Consider the following 17,443-nt stretch of genomic DNA (forward strand, 5'->3'; position numbering starts at 1 on the left):
TTTTATCGTCATTCAATAGATGGACGCGCCCCGGGCGCAGGAAAAGAAGCGTTTTGAAGAAATCCACCGCAGCACCAAAAACAGTCGTTCCGCTCTGGCGCCAGCAATTGCACTACCGGCTCAAGGAAGGTGCATTGATCGCCATCGGTGCCTTGTGCCTGTTCCTGATGATGGCCTTGCTGACCTATGGCAAGGACGATCCGGGCTGGAGCCACAACAGCAAGATCGACGACGTACAGAACTTCGGCGGCCCGGCCGGTTCCTACAGCGCCGACATCCTGTTCATGGTGCTGGGTTACTTCGCGTACATCTTCCCGTTGCTGTTGGCGATCAAGGCGTATCAGATCTTCCGTCAACGCCACGAGCCGTGGCAGTGGAGCGGCTGGCTGTTCTCCTGGCGCCTGATCGGTCTGGTGTTTCTGGTGCTGTCTGGTGCTGCGCTGGCGCATATCCATTTCCATGCCGCCACCGGTCTGCCGGCAGGCGCGGGCGGGGCGTTGGGCGAAAGCCTTGGCGATCTGGCACGCAATGCCCTGAACATCCAGGGCAGCACACTGCTGTTCATTGCGCTGTTTCTGTTCGGCCTGACGGTGTTCACCGACCTGTCGTGGTTCAAGGTGATGGACGTTACCGGCAAGATCACCCTCGACCTGTTTGAACTGTTCCAGGGCGCGATCAACCGCTGGTGGTCGGCGCGTACCGAGCGCAAGCAATTGGTGGCGCAACTGCGTGAAGTCGATGACCGCGTCCACGACGTGGTCGCTCCGACCGTCACCGACAAACGTGAGCAGGCCAAGGTCAAGGAGCGCCTGATCGAACGCGAGCAAGCCCTGAGCAAGCACATGTCCGATCGCGAGAAGCAGGTGCCGCCGGTCATCGCCCCGGCTCCGGCCAAGGCGCCCGAGCCGAGCAAGCGTGTGCAGAAAGAGAAGCAGGCGCCGTTGTTCGTCGACAGTGCCGTGGAAGGCACCTTGCCGCCGATCTCGATCCTCGATCCTGCGGAAAAGAAACAACTCAATTATTCGCCTGAGTCCCTGGCGGCGGTCGGCCACTTGCTGGAGATCAAGCTCAAGGAATTCGGCGTCGAGGTCACCGTGGATTCGATCCACCCGGGCCCGGTAATTACCCGTTACGAAATCCAGCCTGCCGCCGGGGTCAAAGTCAGCCGCATCGCCAACCTGGCGAAAGACCTTGCTCGTTCGCTGGCCGTGACCAGTGTGCGGGTGGTCGAGGTGATTCCGGGCAAGACCACGGTCGGTATCGAGATCCCCAACGAAGACCGGCAGATCGTGCGTTTCTCCGAAGTGCTGTCGACCCCCGAGTACGACAACTTCAAATCGCCGGTCACCCTGGCCCTGGGTCACGACATCGGCGGCAAACCGGTGATCACTGACCTGGCGAAGATGCCGCACCTGCTGGTGGCCGGTACCACCGGTTCCGGTAAATCGGTGGGTGTGAACGCGATGATCCTGTCGATCCTGTTCAAGTCCGGCCCGGAAGATGCCAAGCTGATCATGATCGACCCGAAAATGCTCGAACTGTCGATCTATGAAGGTATTCCGCACCTGCTGTGCCCGGTCGTCACCGACATGAAGGACGCCGCCAACGCCCTGCGCTGGAGCGTTGCCGAAATGGAACGCCGCTACAAGCTGATGGCGAAGATGGGCGTGCGTAACCTGTCCGGCTTCAACGCCAAGGTCAAGGAAGCCCAGGACGCCGGCGAGCCGTTGAGCGATCCACTGTACAAGCGCGAAAGCATCCACGACGAAGCACCGCTGCTGCAGAAACTGCCGACCATCGTCGTGGTCGTGGACGAGTTCGCCGACATGATGATGATCGTCGGCAAGAAGGTCGAAGAACTGATCGCCCGTATCGCCCAGAAGGCGCGTGCCGCCGGTATTCACTTGATCCTCGCGACCCAGCGTCCTTCGGTGGACGTGATCACCGGTCTGATCAAGGCCAACATTCCGACGCGGATGGCGTTCCAGGTGTCGAGCAAGATCGACTCCCGCACCATCATCGACCAGGGCGGTGCCGAGCAACTGCTGGGCCACGGTGACATGCTCTACATGCCGCCGGGCACCAGCCTGCCGATCCGGGTTCACGGTGCATTTGTATCCGACGATGAGGTGCACCGTGTGGTCGAAGCGTGGAAACTGCGCGGCGCACCGGAATACAACGACGACATCCTCAACGGTGTCGAAGAGGCTGGCAGCGGTTTTGAAGGCAGCAGCGGTGGCGGCGATGGCGATGATCCTGAAGCCGACGCGCTGTATGACGAAGCTGTACAGTTCGTGCTGGAAAGCCGTCGTGCCTCGATTTCCGCGGTACAGCGCAAGCTGAAGATCGGCTACAACCGCGCCGCACGGATGATCGAAGCCATGGAAATGGCCGGGGTCGTCACCTCGATGAACACCAACGGTTCCCGTGAAGTCCTGGCCCCGGGCCCGGTACGCGACTGATTGCAAACGCAAGAGGCGGGACAATGATGTGCCGTCGCTCTCCCAACGAGTATTCAAGAGGACTCCCATGCGTCTTATCCGCATGCTGCTGCCAGTACTGGCGTTGACCACACTCACGGCCCACGCCGATGACAAGGACGTGGCGCGTCTGACCCAATTGCTGGAAACATCGAAAACCCTGACCGCGAACTTTTCGCAGCTGACCCTCGACGGCAGCGGCACCCAGTTGCAGGAAACCACCGGTGAGATGACCCTGCAGCGTCCAGGTCTGTTCTACTGGCACACCAATGCGCCGAACGAGCAGACCATGGTCTCCGACGGCAAAAAGGTCACCCTGTGGGACCCGGATCTGGAACAGGCGACCATCAAGAAACTCGACGAGCGTCTGACTCAGACCCCGGCACTGCTGCTGTCCGGTGACGTATCGAAGATCAGCCAGAGCTTCGACATCACCGCGAAAGAAGCGGGCGGCGTGATCGACTTCACCCTCAAGCCGAAAACCAAGGACACCCTGTTCGACAACCTGCGTCTGTCGTTCCGCAATGGTCTGGTCAATGACATGCAACTGATCGACAGCGTCGGCCAGCGCACCAACATCCTGTTCACTGGGGTCAAGGCCAACGAGCCGGTGTCGCCGTCCAAGTTCAAGTTCGACATCCCCAAGGGTGCGGATGTAATCCAGGAGTAAAATGCAAAACCCTTGTAGGAGTGAGCCTGCTCGCGATAGCGGTGGGTCAGACACTGCAGCTGTGACTGACACATCGAATCGCGAGCAGGCTCACTCCTACAAAATCAAAAGCATGATTGGCAACCGATTCAAATAGAGGTTTCAACGCTACGTGATGGATCTGTTTCGCAGTGCACCGATTGCCCAGCCACTGGCCGCGCGTTTGCGTGCGACCAATCTGGATGAGTATGTCGGTCAGGAGCACGTGCTCGCTCGCGGCAAGCCTCTGCGTGAGGCGCTGGAGCAGGGTGCCCTGCATTCGATGATCTTCTGGGGCCCGCCCGGCGTGGGCAAGACCACCCTGGCGCGGTTGCTCGCGGAAGTCTCGGATGCACACTTCGAAACGGTCTCGGCGGTGCTCGCCGGGGTCAAGGAGATCCGTCAGGCGGTTGAAATCGCCAAGCAGCAGGCCGGCCAGTACGGCAAGCGCACGATTCTGTTTGTCGATGAAGTGCACCGTTTCAACAAGTCGCAGCAGGATGCGTTCCTGCCATATGTTGAAGACGGCACGCTGATCTTCATCGGCGCCACCACCGAAAACCCCTCGTTCGAACTCAATAACGCCTTGTTGTCGCGGGCCCGCGTGTATGTGCTGAAAAGCCTCGACGAAGCGGCGCTGCGCAAACTGGTGCACCGCGCACTCACTGAAGAACGCGGACTGGGCAAACGTAATCTGACGCTCAACGACGAAGGCTTTCAGATGTTGCTGTCGGCCGCCGATGGCGATGGCCGGCGTCTGCTCAATCTGCTGGAAAACGCCTCGGACCTCGCCGAAGACAACAGCGAGATCGGCACCGAGCTGTTGCAAAGCCTGCTCGGCGATACGCGTCGGCGCTTCGACAAGGGCGGCGAAGCGTTCTACGACCAGATCTCGGCACTGCACAAATCGGTCCGTGGCTCCAACCCCGACGGCGCACTCTACTGGTTCGCGCGGATGATCGATGGCGGTTGCGATCCGCTGTACCTGGCCCGACGCGTGGTGCGCATGGCCAGCGAAGACATCGGCAATGCCGACCCGCGTGCCCTGAGCCTGTGCCTGGCGGCGTGGGAAGTGCAGGAGCGCCTCGGCAGCCCGGAAGGCGAGTTGGCGGTGGCCCAGGCCATCACTTATCTGGCCTGTGCGCCGAAAAGCAACGCGGTGTACATGGGCTTCAAGACCGCGCTGCGTGCGGCCGCTGAGAACGGCTCGCTGGAAGTGCCGCTGCACCTGCGCAACGCGCCGACCAAGCTGATGAAACAATTGGGTTACGGCGACGAATACCGCTATGCCCACGACGAGCCGGACGCCTATGCCGCCGGCGAAGATTATTTCCCGGAAGAACTCGAACCGATCCCGTTCTACCAGCCGGTGCCCCGTGGTCTGGAATTGAAGATCGGTGAAAAGCTCAACCACCTCGCTCAACTCGACCGTTCAAGCCCTCGGCAGCGGAGAAAATAGTGCTTCCATTGATTGTTGCCGTCTCCGCCGGCGGGATTGCCGGTACGCTGTTGCGCTTCGCCGCGGCCAATTGGGTCAGTGCCAATTGGCCGCGGCACTTCTATACCGCGACGCTGGCCGTTAATATCGTGGGCTGTCTGTTGATTGGCGTGTTGTACGGCCTGTTTTTGATACGCCCGGAGGTGCCGATCGAGGTGCGTGCCGGGTTGATCGTCGGCTTCCTCGGAGGGCTGACGACTTTTTCATCCTTTTCACTGGATACGGTGCGCCTGCTAGAAAGCGGGCAAGTGCCGCTGGCCCTGGGCTATGCAGCACTCAGCGTATTCGGCGGGCTGCTCGCGACGTGGGCTGGCCTGTCTTTGACCAAACTTTGATAACGAGAAACCGACATGCTCGATTCCAAACTGTTACGTAGCAACCTTCAGGACGTAGCGGACCGCCTGGCTTCCCGTGGCTTTGCCCTGGATACCGCGCGCATCGAAGCGCTGGAAGAACAGCGCAAGACCGTCCAGACCCGCACCGAAGCACTGCAGGCTGAACGTAACGCGCGTTCCAAATCCATCGGTCAGGCCAAGCAGCGTGGCGAAGACATCGCGCCGCTGATGGCGGACGTCGAGCGCATGGCGGGCGAACTGAGCGCCGGTAAAGTCGAACTGGACGCGATCCAGACCGAACTGGACTCGATCCTGCTGGGTATCCCCAACCTGCCGCACGAATCGGTGCCGGTTGGCGAAGATGAAGACGGCAACGTCGAAGTGCGTCGCTGGGGCACCCCGACCGCGTTCGATTTCGAGGTCAAGGACCACGTCGCGCTGGGCGAGAAGTTCGGCTGGCTGGATTTCGAAACCGCCGCCAAGCTGTCCGGTGCGCGTTTCGCTCTGCTGCGTGGGCCTATTGCCCGTCTGCACCGCGCCCTGGCGCAGTTCATGATCAACCTGCACGTCAACGAACACGGCTACGAAGAGGCCTACACGCCTTATCTGGTTCAGGCCCCGGCGCTGCAAGGCACCGGTCAACTGCCGAAGTTCGAGGAAGACCTGTTCAAGATCGCTCGCGAAGGTGAAGCCGATCTGTACCTGATCCCGACCGCCGAAGTGTCGCTGACCAACATTGTGGCCGGCGAAATCGTCGACTCGAAACTGCTGCCGATCAAGTTCGTCGCCCACACCCCGTGCTTCCGCAGCGAAGCCGGCGCATCGGGTCGCGACACGCGCGGCATGATCCGTCAGCACCAGTTCGACAAAGTCGAAATGGTCCAGATCGTTGAGCCGTCGACTTCGATGGAAGCACTGGAAGGCCTGACCGCCAACGCCGAGAAAGTCCTGCAACTGCTGGGTCTGCCTTACCGCACCCTGGCGCTGTGCACCGGCGACATGGGCTTCAGCGCGGTCAAGACTTACGACCTCGAAGTGTGGATTCCGAGCCAGGACAAGTACCGCGAAATTTCTTCGTGCTCCAACTGCGGTGACTTCCAGGCTCGTCGCATGCAGGCGCGTTTCCGCAACCCGGAAACCGGCAAGCCTGAGCTGGTGCACACCCTGAACGGTTCGGGTCTGGCGGTCGGTCGTACCCTGGTTGCCGTGCTGGAAAACTACCAGCAGGCCGACGGTTCGATCCGTGTGCCGGACGTGCTGAAGCCGTACATGGGTGGCCTTGAGGTCATCGGCTAAATGAAATATCTGCCGCTGTTTCACAACCTGCGCGGCAGTCGTGTGTTGGTTGTCGGTGGGGGGGAAATTGCCTTGCGCAAATCCCGCCTGCTGGCCGATGCCGGTGCGCTGCTGCGGGTGATCGCACCTGAAATCGAAAGCCAGCTGCGGGAACTGGTCACCGCCAACGGTGGCGAGTGCCTGCTGCGCGGGTACGTGGAAGCGGACCTGGACGGTTGCGGGCTGATCATCGCCGCCACCGACGATGAAGCGCTGAATGCGCAAGTTTCCAGCGATGCTCATCGGCGTTGCGTGCCGGTCAATGTGGTCGACGCGCCGCAGTTGTGCAGCGTGATCTTCCCGGCGATCGTCGATCGCTCGCCATTGATCATTGCGGTGTCCAGCGGCGGCGATGCGCCGGTGCTGGCCCGGTTGATTCGCGCCAAGATCGAGACCTGGATTCCTTCGACCTACGGCCAGTTGGCCGGACTGGCGGCGCGTTTCCGCAATCAGGTGAAAAACCTGTTTCCGGATGTGCAGCAACGTCGTGGTTTCTGGGAAGACGTGTTTCAAGGCCCGATTGCCGACCGGCAATTGGCCGGGCAGGGCGCCGAGGCCGAACGTCTGCTGCAAGCGAAGATCGATGGCGAAGCGGATATCACCACCGGTGAGGTGTATCTGGTGGGCGCCGGGCCGGGTGATCCGGACCTGCTGACCTTCCGCGCCTTGCGTCTGATGCAGCAAGCCGACGTGGTGCTGTACGACCGCTTGGTCGCTCCGGCGATTCTTGAGCTGTGCCGTCGCGATGCCGAGCGGATTTACGTCGGCAAGCGTCGCGCCGATCATGCTGTGCCGCAGGATCAGATCAACCAGCAATTGGTCGATCTGGCCAAGGCCGGCAAGCGCGTGGTGCGGTTGAAGGGCGGTGATCCGTTCATTTTCGGCCGTGGCGGTGAAGAGATCGAAGAACTGGCAGCCCATGGCATTCCATTCCAGGTGGTGCCGGGGATCACGGCGGCCAGCGGTTGCGCGGCGTATGCCGGGATTCCGCTGACCCATCGCGATTACGCGCAGTCGGTGCGGTTCGTCACCGGTCACTTGAAGGACGGCTCCACCGACCTGCCGTGGGCCGACCTCGTCGCGCCGGCGCAGACGCTGGTGTTCTACATGGGCCTGGTCGGGTTGCCGGTCATTTGCGAACAACTGATCAAACATGGTCGTTCAGCGGATACTCCGGCTGCGCTGATTCAGCAGGGCACCACGGTCAATCAGCGCGTCTTCACCGGCACTCTGGCCGATCTGCCGCGCCTGGTGGCGGAGCATGAAGTGCATGCGCCGACACTGGTGATCGTTGGAGAAGTGGTGCAACTGCGCGAGAAACTGGCTTGGTTCGAAGGGGCTCAGGCGCAAGTCTGATCACCGAGGTACCTCCATCGCGAGCAGGCTCACTCCTACAGAGGACAGCGATCTCCTGTAAGAGTGAGCCTGCTCGCGATGAGGCCCTCGAAAATCACACAGACTCTGATCAGCCCCGGCGCCAAACCCCTTTCCCGTTTAACCGCGCCCGGTCATGGGCAACAGTAAAATCCTGCTCCGGTCCCTTCGGCACAATCCCCGTCGGGTTAATGGTCTTGTGGCTGCCGTAGTAATGATTCTTGATGTGCTGGAAATCCACCGTCTCGGCAATCCCCGGCAGCTGATACACCTCACGCAGCCAGCTCGACAGATTCGGGTAATCGGCAATCCGCCGCAGGTTGCACTTGAAGTGCCCGTGATACACCGCGTCAAAACGAATCATCGTGGTGAACAGGCGGATGTCTGCTTCAGTCAGGTATTCCCCGCTCAGATAACGGTTGGCGCCCAAAACGCGCTCAAGGTGATCGAGCTCGGCAAACACCTCATCGAATGCTTCTTCATAAGCCTGTTGCGAAGTCGCAAAGCCTGCGCGATAGACACCGTTGTTTACCGCTGGATAGATCCGCTCGTTCAGCGCATCGATCTCGCCGCGTAATGGTGCCGGGTAGAAATCCAGATCGTTGCCAGTCAGGTCATCAAAGGCGCTGTTGAACATGCGGATGATCTCCGCCGACTCATTGCTGACGATGCGCTTGAGCTTCTTGTCCCACAGCACCGGCACGGTGACGCGGCCGGTGTAGTCGGCAGTGTCGGCGGTGTAGCGCTGATGCATGAATTCAAAGCCATCAAGCTTGTCGCCCGTCGAACCAAGTGCTTTGTCGAAGGTCCAGCCGTTTTCCAGCATCAACCAACTGACCACCGAAACGTCGACCAGTCTTTCCAGACCTTTGAGCTTGCGCAGGATCAGCGTGCGATGCGCCCAAGGACAGGCGAGAGAAACGTAGAGGTGATAACGCCCGACTTCGGCGGCAAAACCACCTTCACCGCTCGGCCCGGGCTGGCCGTCAGCGGTAACCCAGTGGCGGCGCTGCGCCTGTTCGCGCTGGAACGCGCCGTCCTTGCTGCTTTCGTACCACTTGTCCTGCCAGTGGCCATCAACGAGTAAACCCATGATCAAGACTCCACAATCCAATAAGCGTTGGAGCCGAGTCTATTCCGATGAGTTCGAACAAAAAGCGCAAAGATCGGGCGTCGATGATCGGTTAAATCGATTTGTTGCGCGCCGCCCAGTACTGCTCGGCGGTTTCGAACGCATGCTCGCGGCTTCGCCCGAGGCCGCGCAGAGCCAAGGCCATGGTCGAGATCAGGGCCATTTGCGGATAGCTGTCGACCACCTCGCCGCGCCACACAGCCTTCAGATGTTCAACATCCAGCGTGGCCGGTTTGACGTGGCGCTGGCTCGACAGTTGCGGCCATTCCTCGTCCCAGCTCTCGCCGCCAGTGGTGCCGTACAGATGACTGTCGGCATCCGGGTTGATCTCGATTTCACCGCCATCGCCCTTGACCACGATCGCCGTGTCGCCGAGCAGGCCGCTGGCGTCGCGGTGCACCGCTTGATAGCCCGGGTGAAAAATACTTTGCAGGCCACACCGTGCGCGCAGCGGATTGAGAATCCGCGCCAGCGAGTGGATCGGCGAACGCAGGCCCATGGTGTTGCGCAGGTCAATCATCTTTTGCAACTGCGGCGCCCAGTCCATCAGCGGCATGAACGCCAGGCCGCCGTTGTCCAGCGCACTGGCGACCTGCTGCCAGGTGCGGCACAGCGGGATGTGCAGTTCGCCAAGCAGTTGTTCGGTGTACAAGCGCCCGGCGGTATGCGCGCCGCCGCCGTGCATGAAAATCCGCACGCCGTTTTGCGCCAGGCACTTGGCTGCCAGCAGGTACCACGGCAGATGACGTTTTTTGCCGGCGTAGGTCGGCCAGTCCAGATCGACATTCAACGCCGGCGCCTGCAAGCGCTCGCGCAAGGCCTCGGTGAAACCGGCCATTTCCTCGGCGCTTTCTTCCTTGTGCCGCAGCAGCATCAGGAAGGCCCCGAGCTGGGTGTCTTCGACCTTGTCGTCGAGCACCATGCCCATCGCCTCCCGGGCTTCCTCACGGGTCAGGTCGCGGGCGCCGCGCTTGCCCTTGCCGAGGATCCGCACGAATTGAGCGAACGGGTGTTCGGCGGGCGTTTCAAGGGTCAGCGCTGGAAAGTCGGTCATAAGCAATTCGTCGGTTTGGGCAGACCCGCCAGTTTCGCGGCGAGTTTGGCAGGGGTGCCTTTGAACAGTCGGTTCAGGTGCAGGCTGTTGCCTTTGTCCGGGCCGAGTTTCAGTGCGGTGTACTTGATCAACGGCCGGGTGGCCGGGGACAGCTGGAATTCGGCGTAGAAGCTGCGCAGCAGTTCGAGGACTTCCCAGTGTTCGGCCGTCAGTTCGATCGCTTCGGCGGCGGCGAGGGCGCCGGCGACGTCACGAGACCAGTCGTCGAGGTCGAGCAGAAAGCCGTCCTTGTCCAGTTCGATGGCGCGGGCGCCGACGGTCAGGGAATTCATAGCCAGCTGTTGACCTTGTCGTGGTGGATCGACAGTTCGACGAAGGCCGGGTAATCGATGGCTTCGGCCCAGTCCGGCACCTGCACGGCACGCGCCTGCGCATCTTCGGCCAGCACCAGCAGCTTCAACTGACGGTTTTGCAGCGCGGTGAACGGCGCGGTGCCGGGTTGCAGGGCATACACCGCGTCGCCAGACAGCAGTAGCGCATCCTTGTTGCCGAGCACGCGCAGGCAACTGGTCAGGCGTTCGTCACCGAACGGGGAATGAGACAACACATGCAAAGTCGACATCAGAGGGTGATCACCTGGTCGTAACGGTCAATAAGGGCGGTGATTTGTTCGGCGCCGAGCGGCTGTGCCTCGTCCAGCGACAGTTTGCTCAGGCCACGCAGGCTGGCGCTGTCGGCGCAGTAGAACAGCGCTTCAACGCCGAACATCGGCAGCGCCTGCAGGTTGGCGCTCAGGTCTTTCTGTTGCAAGGCTCTGGCGTTTTGTCCGGCGGCCAGTTGCAACACGCCGTCGTCGAGAAACAGCAGGCCGATCGGCAGATCGAACGCGCCACCGGCGAGCACGATGTCCAGCGCTTCGCGGGCACCGGGGCCGGACCACGGTGACTGGCGGCTGATGATCAACAGGGATTTGGCCATCTCACGCACCTCCGAAGCAGATCAGACGGTCGGCATCCTGCACCGCGTCATGCAATTGGCCGAGGCCGGACAACTCCCACGGCGCGTTGACCGAGACGGCATCGCGCTGGTAGCGCCTGGCTTCTTCGCCGTTCAATGCGCCACGGCGTAAGGCAGCGGCGATGCACACCACGCCGTCCAGTTGCTGCTCGGTGATGAACGCGCGCCATTGTTTGGGCAGGTCCAGTTCGTCCTGCGGGGTGACCACCGCGTCCGAGGCGTTGTAGACGCCGTCCTGATAGAAAAACAGCCGGACAATTTCATGCCCACCGGCCAGTGCTGCCTGCGCAAACAGCAGGGCACGGCGCGAGGAGGGCGCATGGGCGGCGGAAAACAGCGCAATGGCGAACTTCATGACGGACTCGATCAGCAAAACTGCGGTCATGATAAAGCTTTATGAAGGCTGCCGCGAAACCCAAGTTGTACGCATGTCCCCTGTAGGAGTGAGCCTGCTCGCGAAAGCGGTGGGTCAGGCGATAAAGATATTGAATGTACCGGCCTCTTCGCGAGCAAGCCCGCTCCCACAGGGGCGCATTTCAGCGGGGCATGTAGCCGAGTTGCCAGCGCCGCGGAATGGTCAGCGACAGCACGCCGAGCACCGCCGCCAGCAAGCCGCTGGCGAATAATGCCCGCAGCCCGAGCTGATGTTCCAGCACCGCCCCCAGGATCGCGCCGATGAACATGCCGGTCCACGGCACCAGCTGCACCCGCCAGCCGTTACGGCGTTCGCCGAGCATCCAGCGCCCCAGTCCACGACCAAACCGCGACAGCGCCCCGGTCACGTAGGTCAGGCCCACCGGGAGACCGTTCACTTCCTCGACCGCGGCGTTGAGCATGCCCATCGCGACGATCGCCGCCAGCAGCGCCGGGAGTTGCGTGTCAGATGGCAACGCGGCTGCCACGCAGAGCAGGGTGGCGATGCACAGTAACAACGGCAGTGTGCGCCGCCCACCCACGCGCCCGATCACAATCCCCAGGGCATTGCCGAGCACAAACGTGACGACGAGGATGACCAGGCGCAACGTCAGCCCCAGATCGCCGACACTGATCGCCACCGCCAGCCGCGTGGTGTTGCCGCTCATGAACGAGACGAAATCGCCGCTGGCCATGAAGCCGATCGCGTCGGTCATCCCGGCGAGTACCGACAGGCTGGCCACCAGCGCCAGACCGATGCGCCCGCGCCATTTCTGCCGATGCAGATGACCGGAGGTGGCGCGGTGAGTCGAAGTGGAAGGCAGCATCGGCGACGATATCCTTGAGCGGCGGTTACAGTTCCAGCCCATACAGGTCGCAGTAATCCGGCCAACTCATGTGCGCCATTTCTGCCACCTCGCGATGCACCTCCATGCGCTGGGCCTGATACTCCTCGGGCGTTGCCGCCGTGAGCAGCAAGGTCAGTTCCCAGGCAAACAGTCCCTGATCTTCAGCCTCGGCCTCGAAGGCTTCATGCAAGCGTTCTTCACGATACTGTGCGGCGGTTTCACCCTTGGCCTGGGCCAGCAGTGGATTGAGATGATCGAGGGTTTCGCGCAGTTCGGGGCGTGCGTCGAGAAACAGTTTCAGGGCCTGTTCGTGTCGCTGGTCGGTGGGCGCCATGTGTGTTCCTTGTGAGGCTGATGACCCTAGGGTGCCGGAGCGGCCCGTGCGTGTCGCGCTATAAATGCAGTAAAGCAGAACGATTTTGCCTGTTGCGGTGATACAGTCCGCTTTTTTCTGAATGAGCGAATGCAATGCGAATTCTGATGGTAGCGCTGGCCGCGACGGTGCTGGCCGGTTGCGCGGGTTCGGTAATGGACGATTCTCGCACCAAAGCCCCGTACAAGGTCCTGACCTCGGACAAGCCTGAGAAAGTTGTCGCCCAGTGCGTGCAGTTCGGCTGGCAGGACGAAGCGGTGTTCGGCGTGGATGCCGGGGCGTATCTGCAACCGGGCAAGAAGGGTGGGTCGACGGTGTATACCCGTTCGGCGGAATCGTTTGTCGACGTGACCAGCGATGCTTCGGGGACCGTGCTCAATTACTACGCGCAGAAGGATGATTTTGTTGCCAAGCGGCGGTTGGCGGCGTTGGCGACCTGTCTCTGATCATGTGTTGAGGCGGCCGCCGTCATCGCGAGCGGGCTCACTCCTACACTGGATTTGTGTTTGCCACCCATTCTGTAGGAGTGAGCCTGCTCGCGATGGGGCCAGTGAATTCAGCCGTTCAACCGCTTCTGGAAATAATGCCGGCTATGCCCCGGCGGGTAATCGATAATCTCGCCAAACTGGCTGAATCCCAGCTTCTTGTAGAACTCCGGCGCCTGAAAATCGAAGGTGTCCAGCCAGATCCCCAGGCAGCGCTTCTCGTTGGCCAGTGCTTCGGCCATCGCCATCAATCTCGAGCCAATGCCCTGGCCGCGTCCCTGCTCCGGCACTGAAAGCAACTCGATGTACATCCACTGGAAAATCACCCGGCCATACAAGCCGCCGAGAATTGCGTCGTGCTCATCGCGCACCATCAGCGCGAAAGGTTCCGACGTGGAGCCGCCGGTCTTGGCATCGTTATAGGCAATCAGTGGCTCGAGAATGGCCTTGCGTTGTTCTTCCGTGGGGTTCTTCGACAACTCGATTCGCAACGTCATGCGGAACTTCCTTGTGAGGTGAACCGCCAGCCTATCCTGCCCGGTGGGCGTCTTCCAAGTCCTTCCTCATCCCCTTGGAACCGCCGCTGCCGCGTCGGGGTCTAGCTTTTTAAGCGTCATTCCGAACGCGGTTGATGAGGATCCCCCATGAATATTTTCGAAGCCCTTCGCGAAAGCCACGACCGGCAGCGCAATTACGCCAAAGCCCTGGTCAAAACCAGCGGCGATACTCCAGAGCGGGTCGAAGCCTACAAGCAGCTCAAGGCCGAACTGCAGGCCCACGAAACCGCCGAAGAACGCCACTTCTACATCCCGTTGATGGAGTTCGACAACGGCGTCGACCTCAGCCGCCACGCGATCTCGGAACACCACGAGATGGACGAGATGATGGAAGAACTGGACGAGACCGAGATGTCCAGCCCAGCGTGGCTGGTAACCGCGAAGAAGCTCTCGGACAAAGTCCATCACCATCTCAAGGAAGAAGAGCAGAAGTTCTTCCAGATGGCCGGCAAACTGCTCGACGACAAGCAAAAGGAACATCTCGCCGGCCAATACGAAAAGGAGTATCAGGCACAACTGCCATGAGTGCTGAATGGCGGTTTTTGCAGTGTCGGCGTGTAGGCCTTTAGCCATGCGACAGGTGGGTTTTGTCGCAGTTGGCTGTATATGCATCCAGTATTCTGGGTGTTTTCCGCCATCGACGGCGGATGCCTGCGACAAAACCGCCGATGGACAAAAAATCCACCTCCGTTAGCTTGAAGGCCTCTCCTCGGGAAGGAGAGTTCTTAAATCAACGGAGTGAAAAACATGAATCAACCACAAGCTCAAACCCAACTGCGACACGGTCGCGTCACCTCTCCCGCAAGCCGCGGCTCGGTCGCCATCGACCTGGGTCTGCTGGCCGGCTGGCAAGTCAACGAAATGGAAGGCGGCAAGAACTTCCCGGCGCTGGTGGCCGGGCCGTTCCCGGCACCGTACGGTTCCGATAGTGACAGCGTCACGCCGCCGGCCGACGGTTACATCCTCAGTGGCGGCAAGGCCGATGCCCGCGATTGCGTGAACTTCACCGGCGCCGAGATGAGCAAGAAGCTCAATCGCCCATTCGAGTGGCCGCTGCTCAACGTTACCCCGGGTCAGACCCTCAAGGTCGACTGGGTGTACACCGCAGCGCACACCACCCGTGGTTATCGCTGGCTGATCACCAAGGATGGCTGGGATCCGCAGCAGCGCATCAGCCGTGCGCAGCTGGAAGCACAGCCGTTCTTCGAGGATTTCTACACGCAGGTGCCGTACTACAGTCATGCCGGTGAGATGAAGGCCAAGGTCGATCACGAAGTGAAACTGCCGGCCAACAAGAAGGGGCATCACGTCATCGTGCTGATGTGGATCGTCGCCAACACCGGCAACGCCTTCTATCAGGCGTTCGACGTCGACTTCAAATAACGGCGCAACGCCGTCAAATTCACAGGTTCTGAAGGATTAGAACATGTCAAAAATCGACTTTTCATTGATGCAAAACACAGTGGGTGACGCGGCTTCGTTAATGCCGAGCATCGCCGGCAAGAAGATCCTCATGGGCTTCTGGCACAACTGGCCGGCCGGTCCGAGTGACGGCTACCATCAGGGCCGGTTCGCCGAAATGTCTCTGGAGGCAGTGCCCAAGGAGTACAACGTGGTCGCGGTGGCGTTCATGAAGGGCAGCGGGATTCCGACCTTCAAGCCGTTCAACGTCTCCGACGCCGAGTTTCGTCGCCAGGTCGGCGTGCTCAACAGTCAGGGGCGGGCGGTACTGATCTCCCTGGGTGGCGCCGATGCGCATATCGAACTGCGTGCCGGACAGGAACAGCCGCTGGCCAATGAAATCATCCGACTGGTGGAAACCTACGGCTTCGACGGGCTGGACATCGATCTTGAACAGAGCGCGATTGATTTCGCTGCCAACAAGACCGTGCTCCCGGCCGCACTGAAACTGGTCAAGGATCACTACGCAGGCCAGGGCAAGCACTTCATCATCAGCATGGCCCCGGAGTTTCCGTACCTGACCACCAACGGCAAGTACGTTGGTTACCTGCAGGCGCTGGAAGGCTACTACGACTTCATCGCCCCGCAGTTCTATAACCAGGGCGGTGATGGGGTCTGGGTGCCGGAAGCCAACAACGGCAACGGCGCGTGGATCGCGCAGAACAACGATGTGCTGAAAGAGGACTTCCTTTATTACCTGACCGAAAGTCTGGTGACCGGTACCCGGGGCTTCACCAAAATTGCGGCGGATAAATTCGTCATCGGCCTGCCGGCCAATGTTGACGCCGCCACGGGGTATGTGATCGACAGCACCGCAGTGGGCAATGCGCTCAAGCGCCTGGCGATCAAAGGGCTGCCGATCAAGGGCCTGATGACCTGGTCGGTGAACTGGGACAACGGCGCCAGCAAGGACCGCGTGCCGTACAACTGGGAATTCAGTCGGCGTTATGGACCACTGATTCACGGCGTCCGCACAGCGGCCCAGGAAACGGATGACGCGTTGTCGCGCCTCGCCCGTTAAACGCAAATAAAGAAGCCCGGTAGCGCTGCCGGGCTTTTTTTGTGGGCGCGATTATTCGAATATGGGCGTTTTCCGATGACACAAGGATCAGGCGTCATGACCAAGACCGCCGAGCGGGTCAACATTGTCGACACTCAGGTGTTGTCCCACGACTGGTACCTGCTGAAGAAAATCAGCTTTGACTACCTGCGCAACAATGGGGACTGGCAGCGTCAGACGCGCGAGGTCTACGACCGAGGCAATGGCGCCGCGATTCTGCTGTTCAACCGTGACAAGCGCACCGTGGTGTTGACGCGCCAATTCCGTTTACCGGTGTTCGTCAACGGTCACGACGGCTTGTTGATTGAAGTGGCGGCGGGGCTGCTCGAAGGCGCCGCGCCGGAGCAGCGGATTCGTGATGAGGCCGAAGAGGAAACCGGTTACCGCGTGCACGACGTGAAGAAGGTGTTCGAGGCCTACATGAGCCCCGGCTCGGTGACCGAGAAACTGCACTTCTTCATTGCCGAGTACGACGCGAAGTCGAAGGTCAGCGAGGGCGGCGGCCTGGAAGAGGAAACCGAAGAACTGGAAGTGCTGGAATGGGGCTTTGATGACGCCTTGGCGGCGTTCCATCGCGGCGAGATCTGCGATGCCAAGACCATCATGCTGTTGCAGTACGCGGCGATGAATAAGCTGTTCAACACCTGAATTCAGCGTAAATCCATTGTGGTGAGGGCGCTGCTTGCTCCTGCTCCAGTGAGCAGCGCTGGCAAAATCCCGGGGCCGCTTTGCAGCCCGGCGGGAGCAAGCGCCCTCGCCACAAATGGATTTTCACAGGGTTAAAACAGGTTGCCTGTTCTACCGACGTCAGACCGACCGCCATCCTCCAGCGTCAGCAACCGCTCCTTGGCCTCAAGCCCACCGGCAAAACCGGTCAGTTTTCCCGACGCGCCGATCACCCGATGACACGGCGCCACAATTGAAATCGGGTTGCGCCCGTTCGCAGCCCCCACCGCACGCACGGCGGTCGGATTGCCGATCTGTTGGGCGATCTGGCTGTAGGTGCGGGTTTCGCCAAACGGAATGGTCAGCAGCGCCGCCCAGACCTTCTTCTGAAAGTCGGTGCCGACAAAGTCCAGCTCCAGATCGAAACGATCGCGGCTGCCGGCAAAATATTCTTGCAGCTGTCGAGCGGCTTTCTGCAGCAACGGATTATCCGGCGCTTCAGTCATCGGCCCGAGGCGCACCCGGCCTGCTTTATCGTTTTCCCAGAGGATGGCCGCCAGTCGTGTGTCGTTCGCGACCAGCTTCAATTCACCGACTGGTGAGGGCAGGGTGATGAACGTGTAAGACATGGGGTGGAACTCCGGATCGGCACGGCGAGAGCGCCCA

Annotated in this window: 20 protein-coding genes and 1 pseudogene; 11 read left to right on the forward strand and 10 right to left on the reverse strand. The window is 60.7% G+C overall.

Going from position 1 to position 17,443, the window contains the following annotated elements; genetic code table 11:
- The first annotated feature begins 53 nt into the window (after positions 1-53).
- The 6 genes from QMK55_RS24220 (at position 54) to cysG (ending at position 7,692) form a co-directional block, all read left to right on the forward strand.
- Entirely contained in the window at positions 54-2,462 is a 2,409-nt protein-coding gene (locus QMK55_RS24220; protein ID WP_102358580.1) for a DNA translocase FtsK, read from the forward strand.
- Between the two features lie 67 nt (positions 2,463-2,529).
- Positions 2,530-3,150 carry an outer membrane lipoprotein chaperone LolA gene (gene lolA, locus QMK55_RS24225; RefSeq protein ID WP_320330099.1) on the forward strand — a complete coding sequence of 207 codons (621 nt, stop codon included), beginning with the start codon at positions 2,530-2,532 and terminating at the stop codon, positions 3,148-3,150.
- A 154-nt stretch (positions 3,151-3,304) separates the two neighbouring features.
- Positions 3,305-4,627, forward strand: coding sequence for a replication-associated recombination protein A (locus QMK55_RS24230; protein WP_102358582.1), 1,323 nt, complete (start codon positions 3,305-3,307; stop codon positions 4,625-4,627).
- Positions 4,627-5,001 (forward strand): fluoride efflux transporter CrcB, encoded by a 375-nt coding sequence (gene crcB, locus QMK55_RS24235; RefSeq protein WP_102358583.1) that lies wholly within the window; start codon positions 4,627-4,629, stop codon positions 4,999-5,001. Before QMK55_RS24230 ends, crcB begins: the two co-directional genes overlap by 1 nt.
- Before the next feature lie 15 nt (positions 5,002-5,016).
- Positions 5,017-6,297 carry a serine--tRNA ligase gene (gene serS / locus QMK55_RS24240; protein ID WP_320330100.1) on the forward strand — a complete coding sequence of 427 codons (1,281 nt, stop codon included), beginning with the start codon at positions 5,017-5,019 and terminating at the stop codon, positions 6,295-6,297.
- Positions 6,298-7,692, forward strand: coding sequence for a siroheme synthase CysG (gene cysG / locus QMK55_RS24245; protein ID WP_102358584.1), 1,395 nt, complete (start codon positions 6,298-6,300; stop codon positions 7,690-7,692).
- A 109-nt stretch (positions 7,693-7,801) separates the two neighbouring features.
- Here cysG and QMK55_RS24250 read toward each other — a convergent pair whose 3' ends face one another.
- The 8 genes from QMK55_RS24250 to QMK55_RS24285 all read right to left on the reverse strand — a co-directional run bounded on the left by QMK55_RS24250 (position 7,802) and on the right by QMK55_RS24285 (position 12,509).
- Positions 7,802-8,803, reverse strand: coding sequence for a glutathione S-transferase family protein (locus QMK55_RS24250; RefSeq protein ID WP_102358585.1), 1,002 nt, complete (start codon positions 8,801-8,803; stop codon positions 7,802-7,804).
- A 91-nt stretch (positions 8,804-8,894) separates the two neighbouring features.
- On the reverse strand, positions 8,895-9,896 hold the full coding sequence (locus tag QMK55_RS24255; protein WP_320330101.1) for a glycosyl transferase family protein: 1,002 nt from the start codon (positions 9,894-9,896) through the stop codon (positions 8,895-8,897).
- Positions 9,893-10,228, reverse strand: a complete 336-nt coding sequence (locus tag QMK55_RS24260; protein WP_102358587.1) for a TusE/DsrC/DsvC family sulfur relay protein — start codon at positions 10,226-10,228, stop codon at positions 9,893-9,895. The genes QMK55_RS24255 and QMK55_RS24260 overlap by 4 nt, the downstream gene beginning before the upstream one ends.
- Positions 10,225-10,518, reverse strand: a complete 294-nt coding sequence (gene tusB, locus QMK55_RS24265; RefSeq protein ID WP_102358588.1) for a sulfurtransferase complex subunit TusB — start codon at positions 10,516-10,518, stop codon at positions 10,225-10,227. The genes QMK55_RS24260 and tusB overlap by 4 nt, the downstream gene beginning before the upstream one ends.
- Complete coding sequence (gene tusC / locus QMK55_RS24270) at positions 10,518-10,874, reverse strand: sulfurtransferase complex subunit TusC (protein WP_102358589.1); 357 nt, start codon at positions 10,872-10,874, stop codon at positions 10,518-10,520. Before tusC ends, tusB begins: the two co-directional genes overlap by 1 nt.
- A gap of 1 nt (position 10,875) precedes the next feature.
- Positions 10,876-11,268 carry a sulfurtransferase complex subunit TusD gene (gene tusD, locus QMK55_RS24275; protein WP_102358602.1) on the reverse strand — a complete coding sequence of 131 codons (393 nt, stop codon included), beginning with the start codon at positions 11,266-11,268 and terminating at the stop codon, positions 10,876-10,878.
- Positions 11,269-11,449: 181 nt separating this feature from the next.
- Complete coding sequence (locus QMK55_RS24280) at positions 11,450-12,154, reverse strand: YoaK family protein (protein ID WP_102358590.1); 705 nt, start codon at positions 12,152-12,154, stop codon at positions 11,450-11,452.
- A gap of 25 nt (positions 12,155-12,179) precedes the next feature.
- Positions 12,180-12,509, reverse strand: coding sequence for a DUF6388 family protein (locus QMK55_RS24285; protein ID WP_102358603.1), 330 nt, complete (start codon positions 12,507-12,509; stop codon positions 12,180-12,182).
- A 134-nt stretch (positions 12,510-12,643) separates the two neighbouring features.
- Here QMK55_RS24285 and QMK55_RS24290 point away from each other — a divergent pair, with 134 nt between their 5' ends.
- Positions 12,644-12,994: a hypothetical protein gene (locus tag QMK55_RS24290; protein ID WP_047601654.1), complete on the forward strand. Its 351-nt coding sequence runs from the start codon at positions 12,644-12,646 to the stop codon at positions 12,992-12,994.
- A gap of 110 nt (positions 12,995-13,104) precedes the next feature.
- Here the strand turns inward: QMK55_RS24290 and QMK55_RS24295 are convergent, their stop codons facing one another.
- A complete protein-coding gene (locus QMK55_RS24295) occupies positions 13,105-13,530 on the reverse strand; it encodes a GNAT family N-acetyltransferase (protein ID WP_320330102.1) in 426 nt (141 codons plus the stop codon).
- A 147-nt stretch (positions 13,531-13,677) separates the two neighbouring features.
- Between QMK55_RS24295 and QMK55_RS24300 the strand changes: the two genes are divergently transcribed.
- The 4 genes and pseudogenes from QMK55_RS24300 (at position 13,678) to QMK55_RS24315 (ending at position 16,759) form a co-directional block, all read left to right on the forward strand.
- Positions 13,678-14,115, forward strand: a complete 438-nt coding sequence (locus tag QMK55_RS24300) for a hemerythrin domain-containing protein (RefSeq protein ID WP_320330103.1) — start codon at positions 13,678-13,680, stop codon at positions 14,113-14,115.
- Between the two features lie 222 nt (positions 14,116-14,337).
- Positions 14,338-14,973: a lytic polysaccharide monooxygenase auxiliary activity family 9 protein gene (locus QMK55_RS24305; protein WP_320330104.1), complete on the forward strand. Its 636-nt coding sequence runs from the start codon at positions 14,338-14,340 to the stop codon at positions 14,971-14,973.
- Positions 14,974-15,016: 43 nt separating this feature from the next.
- Positions 15,017-16,015 (forward strand): annotated as a pseudogene (locus QMK55_RS24310) (chitinase); the annotation flags it as partial.
- A gap of 153 nt (positions 16,016-16,168) precedes the next feature.
- Positions 16,169-16,759: an NUDIX domain-containing protein gene (locus QMK55_RS24315; RefSeq protein WP_320330105.1), complete on the forward strand. Its 591-nt coding sequence runs from the start codon at positions 16,169-16,171 to the stop codon at positions 16,757-16,759.
- 131 nt (positions 16,760-16,890) lie between these two features.
- Here the strand turns inward: QMK55_RS24315 and QMK55_RS24320 are convergent, their stop codons facing one another.
- Complete coding sequence (locus tag QMK55_RS24320) at positions 16,891-17,406, reverse strand: methylated-DNA--[protein]-cysteine S-methyltransferase (protein ID WP_320330106.1); 516 nt, start codon at positions 17,404-17,406, stop codon at positions 16,891-16,893.
- Positions 17,407-17,443 lie beyond the last annotated feature (37 nt).

Origin of the sequence: Pseudomonas sp. P8_229, from assembly GCF_034008635.1 — a bacterium.
Lineage (GTDB): Bacteria > Pseudomonadota > Gammaproteobacteria > Pseudomonadales > Pseudomonadaceae > Aquipseudomonas.

What these genes read in the sequence shown, in the direction of transcription:
- cysG (WP_102358584.1), top strand. Translation starts at nt 6,298, where the DNA reads ATGAAATATCTGCCGCTGTTTCACAACCTGCGCGGCAGTCGTGTGTTG.
- tusD (WP_102358602.1), bottom strand. Translation starts at nt 11,268, where the DNA reads ATGAAGTTCGCCATTGCGCTGTTTTCCGCCGCCCATGCGCCCTCCTCG.
- QMK55_RS24320 (WP_320330106.1), bottom strand. Translation starts at nt 17,406, where the DNA reads ATGTCTTACACGTTCATCACCCTGCCCTCACCAGTCGGTGAATTGAAG.
- QMK55_RS24280 (WP_102358590.1), bottom strand. Translation starts at nt 12,154, where the DNA reads ATGCTGCCTTCCACTTCGACTCACCGCGCCACCTCCGGTCATCTGCAT.
- serS (WP_320330100.1), top strand. Translation starts at nt 5,017, where the DNA reads ATGCTCGATTCCAAACTGTTACGTAGCAACCTTCAGGACGTAGCGGAC.
- QMK55_RS24230 (WP_102358582.1), top strand. Translation starts at nt 3,305, where the DNA reads ATGGATCTGTTTCGCAGTGCACCGATTGCCCAGCCACTGGCCGCGCGT.
- QMK55_RS24315 (WP_320330105.1), top strand. Translation starts at nt 16,169, where the DNA reads ATGACCAAGACCGCCGAGCGGGTCAACATTGTCGACACTCAGGTGTTG.
- tusB (WP_102358588.1), bottom strand. Translation starts at nt 10,518, where the DNA reads ATGTCGACTTTGCATGTGTTGTCTCATTCCCCGTTCGGTGACGAACGC.
- QMK55_RS24285 (WP_102358603.1), bottom strand. Translation starts at nt 12,509, where the DNA reads ATGGCGCCCACCGACCAGCGACACGAACAGGCCCTGAAACTGTTTCTC.
- tusC (WP_102358589.1), bottom strand. Translation starts at nt 10,874, where the DNA reads ATGGCCAAATCCCTGTTGATCATCAGCCGCCAGTCACCGTGGTCCGGC.
- QMK55_RS24260 (WP_102358587.1), bottom strand. Translation starts at nt 10,228, where the DNA reads ATGAATTCCCTGACCGTCGGCGCCCGCGCCATCGAACTGGACAAGGAC.
- QMK55_RS24295 (WP_320330102.1), bottom strand. Translation starts at nt 13,530, where the DNA reads ATGACGTTGCGAATCGAGTTGTCGAAGAACCCCACGGAAGAACAACGC.
- QMK55_RS24255 (WP_320330101.1), bottom strand. Translation starts at nt 9,896, where the DNA reads ATGACCGACTTTCCAGCGCTGACCCTTGAAACGCCCGCCGAACACCCG.
- QMK55_RS24290 (WP_047601654.1), top strand. Translation starts at nt 12,644, where the DNA reads ATGCGAATTCTGATGGTAGCGCTGGCCGCGACGGTGCTGGCCGGTTGC.
- lolA (WP_320330099.1), top strand. Translation starts at nt 2,530, where the DNA reads ATGCGTCTTATCCGCATGCTGCTGCCAGTACTGGCGTTGACCACACTC.
- QMK55_RS24300 (WP_320330103.1), top strand. Translation starts at nt 13,678, where the DNA reads ATGAATATTTTCGAAGCCCTTCGCGAAAGCCACGACCGGCAGCGCAAT.
- QMK55_RS24250 (WP_102358585.1), bottom strand. Translation starts at nt 8,803, where the DNA reads ATGGGTTTACTCGTTGATGGCCACTGGCAGGACAAGTGGTACGAAAGC.
- QMK55_RS24305 (WP_320330104.1), top strand. Translation starts at nt 14,338, where the DNA reads ATGAATCAACCACAAGCTCAAACCCAACTGCGACACGGTCGCGTCACC.